Below are 14,652 nucleotides of genomic sequence, written 5' to 3'. Positions count from 1 at the left end.
CTCACTGACGGAAGTTATCGGAAAACCGATTATAGATCCAAAAAAGTACGATCGTGCAGAAACTAGGCAAGTCCCTCTATATTCGCCCTGCCCTTACTCATTAAGTAAGTACTCACCCTCAATACGTGCCGCAGCTGCGCGCACCAGCTGGCTGGTAGCCCAGGAACCTAGCTGCTCCGGCGTCTGCTTCAGGAAGTTGGCATTGGCGGACGCGAACACCGGCATCGCCAGCAAAAGCTGCGGCACCTCGGCCAGCAGGATGCGCTGGCGCTCCAGCAGCAGGAACTTCAGCAGCACCTTCAGCGCGTTCTGCGCATTGCGCACCGGATCGGCTTGCAGGTAATCGAGCCGCGAGCGGGCCCGCGCCAGCGCGCCGGCCACGTCCTCGAACGGCTTGCCGTGGCCGGGGATCACCAGCCGCACGTCCAGCCCCTCGATCACGTCCAGCGTAGCGCGTTCCTCGGCAAAGCCGGACAAGCCGTCCAGCTCCGGGAAGATGACGCCGAAGCCGTTCTCCCACAGCGCGTCCGCCGAGATCAGCACCCGCTCCTGCGGACAGTAAAAGATCAGCGAATGCGGATCGTGGCCGGGCGCGCCGAGCGCCTGCCATTCCATATCGGCCAGCCGCAGCACGTCGCCGGGGGCGATGGTGGCGTCGAAGGTGAAACGCTCGCAGCGCTGGCCGGTGGCCTTGAAGCTGAGCGCCTCCACGTCCCAATGCCGCACCTTGTCCGCCTCGGCCGCCGGGATAGACGTGCGCGCGCCGTAGTGCGCCTGCAGCGTGGCGTTGCCGCCGCAATGATCGGAATGCAGATGGGTGTTGACGATCTGGTCGAGATGGCGCCCGTGCAGCGCATGACGCACCAGCGCCAGCGTTTGCGGCGCGTGCGTCACGTAGCCGGTATCGATGATCGCCGTGTCATGGCGGCCCAGCAGCATCACGTTGTTGGACGACAGCCAGCCCCGTTCAAATACCTGGATCGAATCGGGCAACCCGTTCATTGATCGTCAAAGTTGATTAATTGTTCACGGCGGCGGATCTCCGCCCACACGCCGCGCTTGTAATCGTCATCCGCCTTCGACCACGCGATGATCTCCGGAATGGTGCGCATGCAGCCCATACAATACATGCGATCCTCATCCATTTTGCACAGGCTGACGCAAGGCGACGGCACCGGTGTTGCCAATTCGGGCGAATTTTCAGATCCCTCGGCGGGAATTAAGTTAGTTGGCTCACTCATATGCCCATTATGCCTCGAACACCCTTGACTTAGGGAGTTTCATCTCCATAATACCATCCATGTAGATGGTAACCGGATGGAGACTATGGCAAAGCAAGAATTAAAACTGAAGACCGCTGAATCGGAAAAAATCACCATCAACCTCGGTCCCATAGACCTAGGACAGATAGACTTGCTGGTACAGGAAGGGTTCTACTCGAACCGTACCGACTTGATCCGCACAGCGATCCGCAATCAGTTGAACCAGCACGCCGACGTCGTCAAGCAGACGGTGGCGCGCAAAAGCCTCGTGCTCGGTATGCAGCATTACTCGCGCGCCGACCTGGAAGCCATCCAGGCGGCGGGACAGCGGCTGCAGATACAGGTACTGGGCTTGGCCAGCATCGCCAGCGACGTGTCGGTCGAACTGGCACTGGCAACAATCGAATCAATCTTCGTATTAGGCTCCCTGCACGCCAGCGCCGTGCTGAAAACCGCGCTGGCCAAACGGATCCACTAAAGGACACCAACATGAAACTACCCCTGCTATCCCAGATGCGCGAAGCCGCGCAAAGACTATTGAACCGAAATTCCACCGCCGCCATGCAACAGGCGATGGCGACCGTTCAGGAAGCCATGCGCGCGCACCAGCCGGCGCAGCCGGCTTCCGCACAACCGGCGATGCGCGACCTGAATCCGCCGCCTGGCCACGCACAGCCAAAATCCGCGCCATCCGGCACGGCGCCGGAGACCGCGCCAGCCGCAACGCCGAATCCGGCCACCAACCCGACCGAGTATGCGCAGGACATGCTGAACCGCATGGGCATCCAGATCGACCTGCAGGCGAATATCGACCGCGCCATCGACGCCGGCAGCTTCACGCATCCATCGCCGCCGGCCCCGCTGCCGGAAGGCGCGCAGTTCATCAAGGGCAGCTATACGAATCACGCCGGCACCCGCAACTACAAGCTGTACATCCCGTCCACCTACCGTGGCCAGGCGATGCCGCTGCTGGTGATGCTGCACGGCTGCACGCAGGATCCCGACGATTTCGCCGCCGGCACGCAGATGAACCAGGTGGCCGAAGAGATGGAATGCCTGGTCGCCTATCCGGAGCAGAACGCCGGCGCCAACCACTCCAAGTGCTGGAACTGGTTCAACGCTGTCGACCAGACGCGCGGCCAGGGCGAGCCGTCGATCATCGCCGGCATCACGCAACAGATCATCGACGAGTATCCGGTCAACGAGCGCCAGGTGTTCGTGGCGGGCCTGTCGGCCGGCGGTGCGATGGCGGCGATCGTCGCCACGCTGTATCCGGAAATGTTTGCCGCCGTGGGCGTGCATTCAGGCTTGCCGTTCGCCTCGGCGCAGGACCTGCCGTCGGCGCTGACGGCCATGAAGCGCGGCGCCGCCACGCTCAAGACCAGCGACGGTTCGCAGCCCATCATCGTCTTCCATGGCGACAGCGACACCACAGTCAATCCGCGCAACGGCGAGCAGGTGATCGAACAGCGGCTGCACAGCCACAAGGGTGCGTCGCTGACGCAATCGGGATCGGTGCCGAACGGCCACCGCTACACGCAGACCACGCACACCAAGGCGGACGGCACGCCGGTGGGCGAACACTGGGTGGTGCACGGCGCCGGCCACGCATGGTTCGGCGGCAGCTCCAACGGCACCTACACCGACGCCAAAGGTCCGGACGCCAGCCGCGAGATGCTGCGCTTCTTCCGTACGGTCAGCTAAGGTGTACTAGCTCGGACTTGAGCTGACTCAGAGTGCCCGATGACTGCCGGCTTCCGCCTGCGGATTCAACCGGTAGGAGTCATGTTGATAGCTCGTTATTAAGGCGATAAATGCGCTCAATTTCATCCGAGGACAATCTGGTAAGGCAACTGTCTACTTCCTGTAATCGCGCACATGCAGGGAAATGTAAAGTGATAATTTCACCGCCTGGGCGTTCGGCGATAGTCCGGTAATCGGAAGGCAAGTCGCAGTCCTCGCAAAGATAGTCATCGATGAAGTCAGCTAACTCATAATCACCCACAACGACGATGACATGCTCCTCATTGTAGAGTCCGATTTGAATATGGGGCAAAACTTGCTTCATCTTTTTCCCAACAAATTCATATAAAAACACCGATGCCGACGGGCTGCTGCTAGCTGCGGCAGTGTTCTATTTTTCGTCTATGCTAAGGTTGGCCATAGACTTTGCGCGCAATTTCATCACTCCGGCAACGAATACAACAATGCCAATGACAATAAAGCCACCGGCTTCGAACTGTCTCCAAGAAAACTGTTCGGCATTAAACAGAAGAAACACGCCAGCGGCGACCAATAGTGGCCCCAAGTAACCACGCTGGCAGCCGCTCCCATGGCAAGAAGGCTAGTCCCATATCTCTCTCCAGGCTTCGATTATGAACGTTTACTCATGTTTTCCGACTATCTTTAGCAGTCCGTTCCTGGCCGTAAGCCGAAATTAACCTGAATTCTTCAAATGGAGCAATTCGCCACCACTTTCGGAATCATTGAATTCCTTTGAGTATCACCGCTATGCCAGCCATCAGCATGATGGATTCGAAGCCTGCGTACCAATGTTTCTTTTTAACCTGATAAATCTTAGTATCAACATCAATAGCGCGGTACCAGTGGATGCCGAGGACGATAGCGCAGGAGATTATGGGGACTAGTCCTCGAAAGTTTTCCATTTGATTTCCTATAGTGTATAGAAAGTACGGTGTCCATCTGCTACTGGTCGGTAACAGACGCATGAGAACTCTAATCCATCTGACGACTCACGTCAGTTCAAGGATCCACTGGCAAAGCATCAGCTGGTAAAGCGCTCGATCTTCGCGCGTGTGTGCTCCATGTCGTGATCGGAGTCCGCGTAGCGTTTGGCGATCTCGATGAACTCCGGCTGCAGTTCGAGGAAGGCGTCCAGCATGTCGGGATCGAAATGCGAGCCGCGGCCCTCGACCATGATCGCCACCGCCGCCTCGTGCAACATGCCGTCCTTGTAGACGCGGCGGCTGATCAGTGCGTCGTACACGTCGGCCACCGCCATCAGCCGTGCCGAGATCGGAATATCGTCGCCGGCCAGTCCCTCGGGATAGCCGCTGCCATCCCACTTCTCCTGGTGGCCGTAGGCGATCTCCTTGGCGTACTTGAGGAACTCCACTTCCAGGCCCAGCTCGCGCTCGGCCTGGCGGATCGCGTCGCGGCCCAGCGTGGTGTGGGTCTTCATGATCTCGAATTCGTTGCCCTCGAAGCGGCCAGGCTTGAGCAGGATGCGGTCGGGGATGCCGACCTTGCCGATGTCGTGCAACGGCGCGGACTTGAACAGCAGTTCAATCGTCTTGTCGGTCAAAAATTCGCTGAAGCGCGGATTGGCGCGCAGCTTTTCGGCCAGCGTCTTGACGTAGTGCGCGGTGCGGCGGATATGGTTGCCGGTTTCGCTGTCGCGCGTTTCGGCCAGCGAGGCCATGGTGTGGATGGTGACGTCCTGCAGCGCGACGATCTCGCGCGTGCGCTTCTCGATTTCCGTTTCGAGGAAGTTGTTCTGGTCGCGCAGGAAGTCGTGCACGCGCTTCATCGACAGCTGGGTCTTGATGCGTGCCAGGACGATGGGCGCGGAGATCGGCTTGGTGATGTAGTCCGCCGCGCCGAGGCCCAGGCCCAGCTGCTCGTCCACCGTCTCGCTCATCGCGGTGACAAAGATGACCGGAATGTCGCGCGTATCGGGATTGGCCTTGAGCGCCTTGCAGACGTCGTAGCCGCTCATGCCCGGCATCATCACGTCCAGCAGGATCAGGTCCGGCTTGGCGTCGCCGTTGGCGATTTTCAGCGCGCGCTCGCCGTTGACGGCGATCTTGGTGCGGTACTCCTCTTCCAGCACCGCGCACAGCAGGTCGATGTTATCGGGCGTGTCGTCGACGACGAGGATGGTTGGCTTGGCGTTCATCGGCTTTTCCTTCTTATAAATCGGTATTCAGCGAGATATTCAATGCTGCGGCGGCGGACTTCAATTCATCCAGCGCGCCTTCGAAATCATACTGCCCCAGCAGGCGACGCAGCTGGCGGCCATGCTCGGCCTGCCCTGCCGCGGTCAACAGCGGACAGATACGGTCCAGCAGCTTGACGGCGGCGCTGTCGTCCTGCGCCAGCAACAACGCGAGTTCCTTCGCCATCGCCGCCAGTTCGCCCATGTCGACCTGCTGCGGCGCGCCAGCCACCGCGACCGCAACCGCGCCCGGCTTGTCGTTCATCGCCATGGCGATGCGGGCCACCAGGTCGCCCAGCTCCTGCGCCATGGCGGCGATGGCTTCGTCGCGGCCTTTGGTGGCGCCCATGGCCAGCATCTGTTCGACCTTGCCGGCGGCATCGGCCATGCCGGTTGCGCCGATATTTCCGGCCAGGCCTTTCACAGTATGCGCCTCGCGCGTGGCGCCGGCCAGGTCGTTGTTTTCGATGGCGTTGGCGATGCGCGTCATGGCGTCGATCTGGGTTTCCACAAAGCGCGACAACAGCTTGCGCATCAACTTGACGTTGCCGCCGACACGCTGCAGCGCCGCCTCCATGCGCAGGCCGGCGATGATGGGCAGCGCTTCGTCGCGGCTGTCGCCGGCCGGATGGGCTTCTGCCGCGTCGAGCGCCACAGGGTTCTTCACCTTGACCCAGCGCGACAGCGTCGTGAACAGCTGCGCCACGTCGATCGGCTTGGCAATGAAATCGTTCATACCGGCGGCGAGGCATTTTTCCTTGTCACCGACCATGGCGTTGGCGGTCATGGCGATCACCGGCAGGCTCGCGTGGCGCGGATCCTCCCGCAGCTTGCGGGTGGCGTCGTAGCCATCCATCACCGGCATCTGGCAGTCCATCAGCACGCCGTCGTAATCGGCCACGGCGATCTTGGCCAGCGCCATGGCGCCGTTGCTGGCGATGTCGACGCGGATGCCGGCGTCGCTGAGGATCTGCTGCGCCACTTCCTGGTTGACTTCATTGTCCTCCACCAGCAGCAGATACGCGCCGCGCACCGATTCCTCGGCCGCCATGTAGTCGGCGCGCCGGCGCGTGCGGCGGCAGCTGCTCAAGTCCTTGCCGAAGACCGTGGAAATCGAATCGAGCAACGTCGACGAGCTGACCGGCTTGTTCAGCATGGCGTCGATGGCGATGCCGCGCGTTTCGTCGAGCAGTACGTCGCGGTTGTAGGCGGTGACCATGATGACGGCGGGCGCCTCGGCGCCGGCTGCGGCGGCCTGCTCGCGCATCGCCTGCAGCGTTTCGACGCCGTTCATTCCGGGCATCTGCCAGTCCAGCAGCACGATGTTGAACGGACGGCCTTCGCCGCGCGCCTGTGCCACCATGTCGACGGCGCGCCGGCCGCTGTCGGCCGAGGCCGCGGCAAACTGCATGGCCGACAGCATGCCCATGAAGATTTCGCGGGCGCTGGCGTTGTCGTCCACCACCAGCACGCGCAGGCCGGAGATGTCGGGCATAGGCTGCGGCGCCTCGATGGCGGCCACGCCGAATTCGGCGGTGAAGTGGAAGGTGCTGCCGACGCCGGGCTGGCTTTCCAGGCCGATCTCGCCGTTCATCAATTCGACCAGGCGTTTGCTGATGGTCAGGCCCAGGCCGGTGCCGCCGTGATGGCGCGTGGTCGAGGTGTCCGCCTGCGAGAAGGCCTGGAACAGGCGCGATTGCTGCTCCGGCGTCATGCCCGGACCGGTATCGCGCACATCGACGCGCAGGCGCACGCGCTGGTCCGCCAGGCGCTCGGCCACGCGTATCGTCACGACGATCTCGCCGTGCTGGGTGAACTTGATGGCGTTGTTGGTCAGGTTGATCATCACCTGGCCGAAGCGCAGCGGATCGCCGACCAGCGCCTGCGGCACCTCCGGCGCGATATCGAACAGCAGCTCCAGCCCCTTGTCCTGCGCGCGCATGATGGAGAGGTCGGCGATATTCGCCATCACGTCTTCCACATAAAAATCAACCTGCTCGAAGGCCAGCTTGCCGGCCTCGATCTTCGAGAAGTCCAGGATGTCGTTGATGATTCCCAGCAGGTTCTTGGCCGCGCCTTCGACCTTCTCCAGGTAGTTGCGCTGCTTAGGCGTCAGGTCTGTTTGCAGCGCCAGGTGCGTCATGCCGATGATGCCGTTCATCGGCGTGCGGATTTCGTGCGACATATTGGCCAGGAAGTCGGACTTCATCTTGGTCGCATCCTCGGCCACCGTCACCGCCTTGCGCAACTCCTGCTCGGCGGCCAGGCTGGCCGTCATCAGCTTCAGCGCATGCAGCAGCTCGCCCGTCTCGTCCTGCGACGTCACCTCGATGACGGAGCTCAGGTCGCCCTGCCCGACCCGCTTGGCGATCGCGATCGCTTCCTCCAGCGGACGCGTGATCGAGCGCGCCGAGAAGCCGAAGCCTATGCCGACGATCACCGCCAGCGCGCCCATTGCGGAAATCTCCATCAGCGACATATTGATGTCGGCGCGCGCCTGTTCGGCGCTGGTCATCACCTGCGCCTGCTGCAGCTGGCCCAGTTTCTTGATCTCTTCCTGCAGGCGCTCCAGCGCCGGCAAGGCCATCGAGTTCATCTTCTCCTCGGCGGCCTCGCGGTCCTCGCCTTCGACCATGTCGGCCACGGCGATGAAGCTGTCGTAGTAGGCGGCGCGCGCCTGCTTGACCTTTTCGATCTGCGCCCGCGCCTCCGGCGCCGCGTCCAGCCTGGCCAGCAGCTCCAGTTGCGCGTCGATGTCGATCTTGATCTTGTCGATGCGGCTGTAGCTGTCGATGCGGCGGTGCTTTTCCTTCTGGATGATCAGCGTGACGATGCGGGTCGCGGCCTCGCGCGACTGCGTGTCGATGGTGTTGATGGCGGCGCTGGCGGCCCAGTCCTGGTGCAGGATATGGTCGCTCTCGGCGCGGATGGCGTAGATGCGGCTGACGCCGACCAGTATCACGCCGATCAGCAGCAGGATCAGGATGATGTAGCCGCTGCTGATACGCGCGCGGATACCCATGTCGCTAAAACGACGCATGCTTGCTTCCTTGTGGCTAGCCGGCCGGCTTCGGATGGTCGGCGATGTGTTTCTTCAAACAGTCCGGGCACCAGCAGCTGGCGCCCGGCGTGGACGGTACCGGCAGCGAGGCCGGCAAATAGGTGCACCAGCAGGGCTGCGGCGGGGCCGACGGATCGGAGTCCGCCATCGCGCAACTGAATTCGGCGCCGCAGCGCGAGCAGGTGCTCATGGCGGGCTACGTGTGGCGATGTTCCGCTTCGTCGTCGTCCAGCGGCGGCGGGCTGTCGGGCTCAAAATCAAGCGGAAAGCGGCGCATGGCCGAACGCAGCATCGACATCTGGCCGTTGAACCGGGTGCAGGCGTCGCACACCATCAAGTGCAGCCGCATGCGGGTGCGCTCGACGAATGACAAATCGCGGTCCATCCCTTCCGACACCAGCCGGTGGACTTCCCGGCAGGTCGGCTTCAAGCCGGTTTTATGAGATTCCATAGTCGCAGACAATCAATGATGCGGTCACGTGGCCTGGCGGTTGCCAAACCAGTTCAAGTCCAGGCATTCACGCAAGCGCATGCGCGCCCGGTACAGGAGCACCCATGCATTAGACGTGGTAATCGCCAATTCCTTACAAATTTCGTCGGTTTCCAGCTCCAGCCACTCCCGCATCATGAAAATCCGGGCGGTCTTGGCCGGCAGCTTCTCCAGGCAGATCTCCAGCACCTTGAAGAAATCCTTCTGCTCCAGCGTGGCGTCGGGGTCGCCCCAGGCCATCGGCTGCTCGCGCGTGTGGCCGTCGGCGATGAACAAGGCGTCGATGGCGTCGTCCTCGGACTGGTCGTCGTGGGTGTCGATCTGGCGCTCGCGCGAGCTGGCGCGCAGGCAGTCGATGATCTTGTACTTCAGGATGCCCGTCACATAGGTGCGCAGCGACGATTGGCCGGCAAAGCGCTCGGGCTTTTCCAGCACCGCGATCAGCGCATCCTGCACGGCGTCCTCCGCCAATGCCTGATTCCGAATTTGCAATTGTGCAAAACGGACAAGCAGTGGACGCATGACTTCTAGCTGGCGGTGGAGAGTGTCGGTGGCGGTCATAGTCGGGCAGCGTATCGGAGGTTCCGGGAAAATACAACCGGATGGCCCTATAATGCATGGTTGATTGCAGCATCAGGCTGTAAAATTGCACCAATTTTCCAAACCGGACTCGCCATGACCCAACTTGCTAACCTTAACTTAGGCATGACTGACGACTTGACCGCGGTGGCACCGCAGATCAAGGCGCAGATCCTGGCCGAGGCCCTGCCCTATATCCGTAACTTCCACGGCAAGACGATTGTCATCAAATACGGCGGCAATGCCATGACCGACGAGCGCCTGAAACACGGCTTCGCCCGCGATGTCATTTTGCTCAAGCTGGTGGGCATGAACCCGGTCGTGGTGCACGGCGGCGGTCCGCAGATCGACAACGCGCTGAAGAAAATCGGCAAGCAGGGCACCTTCGTGCAGGGCATGCGGATCACCGACGAAGAAACCATGGAAGTGGTGGAGTGGGTGCTGGGCGGCGAAGTCCAGCAGGACATCGTCATGCTGATCAATCACTACGGCGGCCAGGCGGTGGGCCTGACCGGCAAGGACGGCGGCCTGATACGCGCCAAGAAGATGTCCATGCCGGACAAGGACAATCCGGGCCAGTTCCTCGACATCGGCTTCGTCGGCGAGATCGACGCGATCAACCCGGCCGTGGTCAAGGCGCTGCAGGACGACGCCTTCATCCCGATCATTTCGCCGATCGGCTTCGGCCAGGATGGCCAGGCCTACAACATCAACGCCGACGTCGTCGCCGGCAAGATCGCGGAAATCCTGAAGGCTGAAAAGCTGATCATGATGACCAACATCGCCGGCGTGCAGGACAAGCAGGGCAATCTGGTGACCGACCTGTCGGCGCGCGAGATCGACGAGATGTTCGCCGACGGTACGATTTCGGGCGGCATGCTGCCTAAAATTTCATCAGCACTGGATGCGGCGAAGTCCGGCGTCAACACCGTTCACATCATCGACGGGCGAATTGAACACAGTTTATTGCTCGAGGTGTTGACCGAACAGGCTTTTGGCACTATGATCCGGTCTCACTGAAAAAACGGCGATGCACATTTTGCCGCGATTTCAAGTGCATCGCCATACCAGTACGCCCTTTTAGCTCAGTGGTAGAGCACTCCCTTGGTAAGGGAGAGGCCACGTGTTCAATCCACGTAAAGGGCACCATCTTTCGGCTTCACCTCTGCAGTACCCTCCCCGACTAGTAAATCCGCTCCACCTTGAGCCCGCGCTTGCGCAGCAGTTCCGGCACGCTTCCGTTTCCGATCAGGTGCAAAATGCCGATCGCCGCCAGGCTGTTGTTTTCGCGCGCCATCAGCTTGACCATGCCGTCGGCCAGCGCCGGATTGCGCCCGTCCAGCAGGACCTTCTGCACGAAGCGGCCGGAGAAGCTGTCGTCCCTCGCCGCCTTGGCCGCCAGCGCGTCCAGCCCGGCGATATCGGCCCTGCGCCAGGCGTCGGCGATCTCGCGTGCCTGGTTGGCCTGCTCCTTGTCCTCGATGCCGGCGATGGCCTCCTCCAAGAACTTCAGCTGGTCGGCGGCGCTCATCTTGTCGAACAGCGCCATCTGGCTGTCCGCCGATTCCAGCTCGACGATTTTCTGGCCGCGCGCATGCGCCTGTTTGGACAGGTAGCCGTCCACCGCCAGCGCCGCATCGTAGCCCTGCGCCGAGAATTCGCTCACCGTCAGCAGGCTGGCCAGCAGCCACGGCTTCATCGGCGCCACCGTCTCCGGCTCGATGCCGTACTGCTTCAGCAAGCGCTCCAGCCGCAGCCGCCACGACGCCGACAGCGCCGGCCCCGCCGGCCCGCCGCGCATCACCATGCCGTGCCGTTGCACGGCGCGCGTCAGCTGCTGCTGGTCGCCCAGCGGATCGATCTCCAGCGCCAGCACCGGCGCCCTGGCTATCACGTCCGCCACGCGCGGCTCCAGCGGATAGAAATCCGCGGCGCCGACGTGGATGGTGCCGAACAGGTACAGCGTGTGTCCGCCGTGCTCCACCTTGAACAGCGCGCCGTGCTTGTCGACCGCCCAGGCCGGACTGAGGACAAACCAGAACAAACCGCAGAACATCACTATAATCTGGCGCAGCATGGTTTCCTTTAAAGATGGCTCTGAAGTGAATATTACTCGCAACTCCCCGGTGTGGCTGTTCGATCTCGATAACACCCTGCACAACGCCTCGCACGCGATCTTCCCGACGATCATGGCCAACATGAACGTCTACATCGCCAATGTGCTGGGCGACGGCGTGACGCCGGCCGGCGAGGACGCCGTCAACGCGGCGCGCACCATGTACTGGCGGCGCTACGGCGCCACCATGCTGGGACTGGTCAAGCACCACGGCGTGCGGGCCGAGCACTTTCTGCACGAAACCCATGCGATCGCCGGCCTGACGGCGATGATCCGCGCCGAGCGCGGCCTGCGCCAGCTGCTGCGCCGCCTGCCCGGCCGCAAGATCCTGCTGACCAACGCGCCGCACCGCTACTCGACGCAGGTGCTGCGCCACCTGGGACTGCAGCGCGAATTCAGCCACCACATATCGGTGGAGGCGATGACGGTGCACCGGCAGATGCGGCCCAAGCCGTCGAAGCTGCTGCTGCGCAAACTGATGCGCCGCCACAGGCTGGCGCCCGGCCGCTGCATCCTGGTCGAGGACACGCTGGCCAACCTGCGCAGCGCGCACGAGCTGGGCATGCGCACGGCGTGGGTCACGCAATACCTGGAGGTGGGCGACGCCATCGGCCTGGCCCATCCGCAAAAAAGGCTAAATCGCCCCGCTTATGTCGATGTCAAAGTAAAATCTGTCAGGAATTTACCGGCACGCCTGCATTACCTGCGTCACCTGCATTAACCAACCCATCCATTTACTCGCGAGATCACATGGCAAGCACACCGCCGGGCCAGCGCCGCATGCAAATCCTGCAGGCGCTGGCGGAGATGCTGGAACAGCCCAAGGGCGACAAGATCACCACCGCCGCGCTGGCGCGCAAGCTGGAGTTTTCCGAAGCCGCGCTGTACCGGCACTTCGCCAGCAAGGCGCAGATGTTCGAGGGGCTGATCGAGTTCATCGAGTCGACGGTGTTCGGCCTGATCAACCAGATCGCCGACCGCCAGAGCGACGGCGCCGCCCAGGCGCGTGATATCGTCGGCATGCTGCTGCATTTCGCCAGCCAGAACCCGGGCATGACGCGGGTGCTGATCGGCGATGCGCTGGTCAACGAGGACGAGCGGCTGCAGGCGCGCATGAACCAGTTTTACGACCGCGTCGAGCTGGCGCTGAAGCAGGCCTTGCGGCTGGCCGTCACCGAAGGCCATGGACATGAAGCGGACGTGAACGCGCGCGCCGGCATGCTGGCCAGCTTCGTCATCGGCCGCTGGCACCGCTACGCCAAGAGCGGCTTCAAGAACAACCCGTCGCAGGACGCACCGCTGCAAATCGCCCTGCTGCTTTCGTAAGTTGAACATGAACGACGAAGTTTTCGCACTGCTCGACGACGCCAGCCCCGAAGGCACACAAGCCCCGGACGCGCGCTCGCGCCTGTACACCGGCCATACCGCCACGCTGCGCTGCGACGACATCGGCCAGTGGCCGCAACTGCTGACGCAAATGCAAGCGGCGCTGACGCGCGGCGAATACGCGGTCACCGTGTGCAGCTACGAACTGGGTGCCGAGCTGCTCGAACTCGGCGCGGCGCCGGCGCCTGCCGATCCGGCCTTGCCATTGCCGCTGGCGCAAGTCCTGCTGTTCAAGGATTGCACGCAGCTGTCCGCATCCGAAGTCGGCGATTGGCTGGCGGCGCGCTCCTTCCCGATCGAGCGACCGGCCGGCATCGCCAACATCCGCGCCAACATCGACCAGGAAGCCTTCACCGGCGCGCTGGCGCGCATCCGCGACTACATCGAGGCCGGCGACACCTACCAGGTCAATTACACCTACAGGCTGCGTTTTGACGCGTTTGGCAGCATCCACGCGCTGTACGCCCGCCTGCGCGGCCGCCAGCCGGTTCCTTACGGCGCTCTGGTGCGGCTGGACGACGGCACTGCCATCCTGTCGCTGTCGCCCGAGCTGTTTGCGCGCCACGAGAACGGCGTGATCACCGCGCGGCCGATGAAAGGCACGGCGCCCGCCGCGCCGTCTGCGCAGGCCGCCGACAACATCCAGCGCGCCACCGTGCTGGCTGCCGATCCGAAGAACCGCGCCGAGAACCTGATGATCGTCGACCTGCTGCGCAACGACATCGCCCGCATCGCGCAAACCGGCTCGGTGGAAGTGCCGGCACTGTTCGAAGTGCACCGCTACAGCAGCGTGCTGCAGATGACCTCGACCATCACCGCCAGGCTGCGCGAGGATGCCACGCTGGCCGATATCTTCAACGCGCTCTACCCGTGCGGCTCGATCACCGGCGCACCGAAGCGGCGCACGATGGAGATCATCCGCGAACTGGAGCCGGACCCGCGCGGCGTCTACACCGGCGCCATCGGCTGGTTCGATCCGCGCGCGGACGGCAAGGTCGGCGACTTCTGCATGTCGGTGCCGATCCGCACGCTGACGCTGCGGGCGCCGGACAGCCCGAACGGCTTGCGCAAAGGCGAGATGGGCGTCGGCGCCGGCATCGTCTTCGACAGCGACCCGCTGGAGGAATACGCCGAATGCCAGCTGAAGGCGCGCTTCCTCACCGGCCTGAAAAACGACTTCGAGATTTTCGAAACCATGCGCGCCACCCGCGATGGCGCGCGCCATCGCCAACGTCATCTGGCGCGGCTGGCCGCATCGGCGAAGTACTTCGGTTTTTCCTGGGATGCGGCGGCGGCCGATGCCTACCTCGACACCGCCTGCGCGATGCTGGACGCCGGCATCGACTACCGCTTGCGCCTGGCGCTGAGCCCATCGGGCGCATTCTCGGTGCAGCACGCGCCGCTGGCGCCGTTGGCCGAACCGGTGCGCGTGCTGCTGGCACCGGACACGACGCATTCGGGCGACCTGTTCCTGCGCCATAAGACCAGCATCCGCACCCGCTACGACGCCGCCTGGCGCGAGGCCGAAGCGAAGGGCGCGTTCGATACGCTGTTCTTCAACGAACGCGGAGAATTGACGGAGGGCGGCCGCAGCAATGTGTTCGTGCGCGTAGCCGGCCGCTGGCTCACGCCGCCTTTAAGCAGCGGCATCCTGCCCGGCGTGATGCGCGCCGTGATGCTGGACGATCCGCAATCGAACGCCAGCGAGGCGGTCATCACCCGCGCGATGCTGGAAACGGCCGACGAGATCGTCGTCTGCAACGCGTTGCGCGGTGCGATGAGGGCGACGCTGGCCTGAGG

Annotated in this window: 16 protein-coding genes and 1 tRNA gene; 7 read left to right on the top strand and 10 right to left on the bottom strand. The window is 62.8% G+C overall.

All coding sequences use genetic code 11. The features are described from left to right. Positions 1-93 precede the first annotated feature (93 nt). Positions 94-1,002: an MBL fold metallo-hydrolase gene (locus tag ABWW33_RS12510; protein WP_353401881.1), complete on the bottom strand. Its 909-nt coding sequence runs from the start codon at positions 1,000-1,002 to the stop codon at positions 94-96. After that, positions 999-1,241, bottom strand: coding sequence for a DUF1289 domain-containing protein (locus tag ABWW33_RS12505; protein WP_176653168.1), 243 nt, complete (start codon positions 1,239-1,241; stop codon positions 999-1,001). The genes ABWW33_RS12510 and ABWW33_RS12505 overlap by 4 nt, the downstream gene beginning before the upstream one ends. An 85-nt stretch (positions 1,242-1,326) precedes the next feature. Between ABWW33_RS12505 and ABWW33_RS12500 the strand changes: the two genes are divergently transcribed. Then, positions 1,327-1,740 carry a ribbon-helix-helix domain-containing protein gene (locus ABWW33_RS12500; RefSeq protein WP_176653169.1) on the top strand — a complete coding sequence of 138 codons (414 nt, stop codon included), beginning with the start codon at positions 1,327-1,329 and terminating at the stop codon, positions 1,738-1,740. An 11-nt stretch (positions 1,741-1,751) separates the two neighbouring features. After that, entirely contained in the window at positions 1,752-2,966 is a 1,215-nt protein-coding gene (locus ABWW33_RS12495) for an extracellular catalytic domain type 1 short-chain-length polyhydroxyalkanoate depolymerase (RefSeq protein ID WP_353401878.1), read from the top strand. Positions 2,967-3,045: 79 nt separating this feature from the next. On the opposite strand, the gene ABWW33_RS12490 is transcribed toward ABWW33_RS12495, so the two are convergent. The 7 genes from ABWW33_RS12490 to ABWW33_RS12460 all read right to left on the bottom strand — a co-directional run bounded on the left by ABWW33_RS12490 (position 3,046) and on the right by ABWW33_RS12460 (position 9,332). After that, positions 3,046-3,330, bottom strand: coding sequence for a hypothetical protein (locus ABWW33_RS12490; protein WP_176653170.1), 285 nt, complete (start codon positions 3,328-3,330; stop codon positions 3,046-3,048). 415 nt (positions 3,331-3,745) lie between these two features. Beyond that, on the bottom strand, positions 3,746-3,928 hold the full coding sequence (locus ABWW33_RS12485; RefSeq protein ID WP_176653172.1) for a hypothetical protein: 183 nt from the start codon (positions 3,926-3,928) through the stop codon (positions 3,746-3,748). 119 nt (positions 3,929-4,047) lie between these two features. Beyond that, on the bottom strand, positions 4,048-5,181 hold the full coding sequence (locus ABWW33_RS12480) for a response regulator (protein WP_353401875.1): 1,134 nt from the start codon (positions 5,179-5,181) through the stop codon (positions 4,048-4,050). Positions 5,182-5,194: 13 nt separating this feature from the next. Beyond that, a complete protein-coding gene (locus ABWW33_RS12475) occupies positions 5,195-8,260 on the bottom strand; it encodes a hybrid sensor histidine kinase/response regulator (RefSeq protein WP_353401873.1) in 3,066 nt (1,021 codons plus the stop codon). A 16-nt stretch (positions 8,261-8,276) separates the two neighbouring features. After that, complete coding sequence (locus ABWW33_RS12470; RefSeq protein ID WP_353401871.1) at positions 8,277-8,471, bottom strand: cysteine-rich CWC family protein; 195 nt, start codon at positions 8,469-8,471, stop codon at positions 8,277-8,279. A 6-nt stretch (positions 8,472-8,477) separates the two neighbouring features. Beyond that, on the bottom strand, positions 8,478-8,732 hold the full coding sequence (locus ABWW33_RS12465) for a zf-HC2 domain-containing protein (protein ID WP_176653176.1): 255 nt from the start codon (positions 8,730-8,732) through the stop codon (positions 8,478-8,480). A gap of 24 nt (positions 8,733-8,756) precedes the next feature. Further along, positions 8,757-9,332: a sigma-70 family RNA polymerase sigma factor gene (locus tag ABWW33_RS12460; RefSeq protein WP_176653177.1), complete on the bottom strand. Its 576-nt coding sequence runs from the start codon at positions 9,330-9,332 to the stop codon at positions 8,757-8,759. A 144-nt stretch (positions 9,333-9,476) separates the two neighbouring features. Here ABWW33_RS12460 and argB point away from each other — a divergent pair, with 144 nt between their 5' ends. Next, entirely contained in the window at positions 9,477-10,370 is an 894-nt protein-coding gene (gene argB / locus ABWW33_RS12455; protein WP_176653178.1) for an acetylglutamate kinase, read from the top strand. Between the two features lie 54 nt (positions 10,371-10,424). Next, a tRNA-Thr gene (locus ABWW33_RS12450) sits at positions 10,425-10,499 on the top strand. 34 nt (positions 10,500-10,533) lie between these two features. On the opposite strand, the gene ABWW33_RS12445 is transcribed toward ABWW33_RS12450, so the two are convergent. After that, on the bottom strand, positions 10,534-11,427 hold the full coding sequence (locus ABWW33_RS12445) for a TraB/GumN family protein (RefSeq protein WP_353401869.1): 894 nt from the start codon (positions 11,425-11,427) through the stop codon (positions 10,534-10,536). A 25-nt stretch (positions 11,428-11,452) separates the two neighbouring features. Here ABWW33_RS12445 and ABWW33_RS12440 point away from each other — a divergent pair, with 25 nt between their 5' ends. Genes ABWW33_RS12440 through pabB form a run of 3 tightly spaced genes read left to right on the top strand, consistent with a single transcriptional unit; the run spans position 11,453 to position 14,650 of the window. Then, complete coding sequence (locus ABWW33_RS12440; RefSeq protein WP_353401867.1) at positions 11,453-12,187, top strand: pyrimidine 5'-nucleotidase; 735 nt, start codon at positions 11,453-11,455, stop codon at positions 12,185-12,187. 29 nt (positions 12,188-12,216) lie between these two features. Further along, positions 12,217-12,792 carry a nucleoid occlusion factor SlmA gene (gene slmA / locus ABWW33_RS12435; protein WP_176653181.1) on the top strand — a complete coding sequence of 192 codons (576 nt, stop codon included), beginning with the start codon at positions 12,217-12,219 and terminating at the stop codon, positions 12,790-12,792. A 7-nt stretch (positions 12,793-12,799) separates the two neighbouring features. Then, positions 12,800-14,650, top strand: a complete 1,851-nt coding sequence (pabB, locus tag ABWW33_RS12430; RefSeq protein WP_353401865.1) for an aminodeoxychorismate synthase component I — start codon at positions 12,800-12,802, stop codon at positions 14,648-14,650. The last annotated feature ends 2 nt before the right edge of the window (positions 14,651-14,652 follow it).

This window comes from Duganella hordei, assembly GCF_040369125.1.
GTDB classification, from domain to species: domain Bacteria; phylum Pseudomonadota; class Gammaproteobacteria; order Burkholderiales; family Burkholderiaceae_D; genus Rugamonas; species Rugamonas hordei.
Note: the sequence above shows the minus strand (reverse complement) of the source record. Positions and strands in the feature narration are given on the sequence as shown.

Coding starts and splice junctions, on each gene's coding strand:
- ABWW33_RS12510 (WP_353401881.1), bottom strand. CDS start 1,002: ATGAACGGGTTGCCCGATTCGATCCAGGTATTTGAACGGGGCTGGCTG.
- ABWW33_RS12505 (WP_176653168.1), bottom strand. CDS start 1,241: ATGAGTGAGCCAACTAACTTAATTCCCGCCGAGGGATCTGAAAATTCG.
- ABWW33_RS12500 (WP_176653169.1), top strand. CDS start 1,327: ATGGCAAAGCAAGAATTAAAACTGAAGACCGCTGAATCGGAAAAAATC.
- ABWW33_RS12495 (WP_353401878.1), top strand. CDS start 1,752: ATGAAACTACCCCTGCTATCCCAGATGCGCGAAGCCGCGCAAAGACTA.
- ABWW33_RS12490 (WP_176653170.1), bottom strand. CDS start 3,330: ATGAAGCAAGTTTTGCCCCATATTCAAATCGGACTCTACAATGAGGAG.
- ABWW33_RS12485 (WP_176653172.1), bottom strand. CDS start 3,928: ATGGAAAACTTTCGAGGACTAGTCCCCATAATCTCCTGCGCTATCGTC.
- ABWW33_RS12480 (WP_353401875.1), bottom strand. CDS start 5,181: ATGAACGCCAAGCCAACCATCCTCGTCGTCGACGACACGCCCGATAAC.
- ABWW33_RS12475 (WP_353401873.1), bottom strand. CDS start 8,260: ATGCGTCGTTTTAGCGACATGGGTATCCGCGCGCGTATCAGCAGCGGC.
- ABWW33_RS12470 (WP_353401871.1), bottom strand. CDS start 8,471: ATGAGCACCTGCTCGCGCTGCGGCGCCGAATTCAGTTGCGCGATGGCG.
- ABWW33_RS12465 (WP_176653176.1), bottom strand. CDS start 8,732: ATGGAATCTCATAAAACCGGCTTGAAGCCGACCTGCCGGGAAGTCCAC.
- ABWW33_RS12460 (WP_176653177.1), bottom strand. CDS start 9,332: ATGACCGCCACCGACACTCTCCACCGCCAGCTAGAAGTCATGCGTCCA.
- argB (WP_176653178.1), top strand. CDS start 9,477: ATGACTGACGACTTGACCGCGGTGGCACCGCAGATCAAGGCGCAGATC.
- ABWW33_RS12445 (WP_353401869.1), bottom strand. CDS start 11,427: ATGCTGCGCCAGATTATAGTGATGTTCTGCGGTTTGTTCTGGTTTGTC.
- slmA (WP_176653181.1), top strand. CDS start 12,217: ATGGCAAGCACACCGCCGGGCCAGCGCCGCATGCAAATCCTGCAGGCG.
- pabB (WP_353401865.1), top strand. CDS start 12,800: ATGAACGACGAAGTTTTCGCACTGCTCGACGACGCCAGCCCCGAAGGC.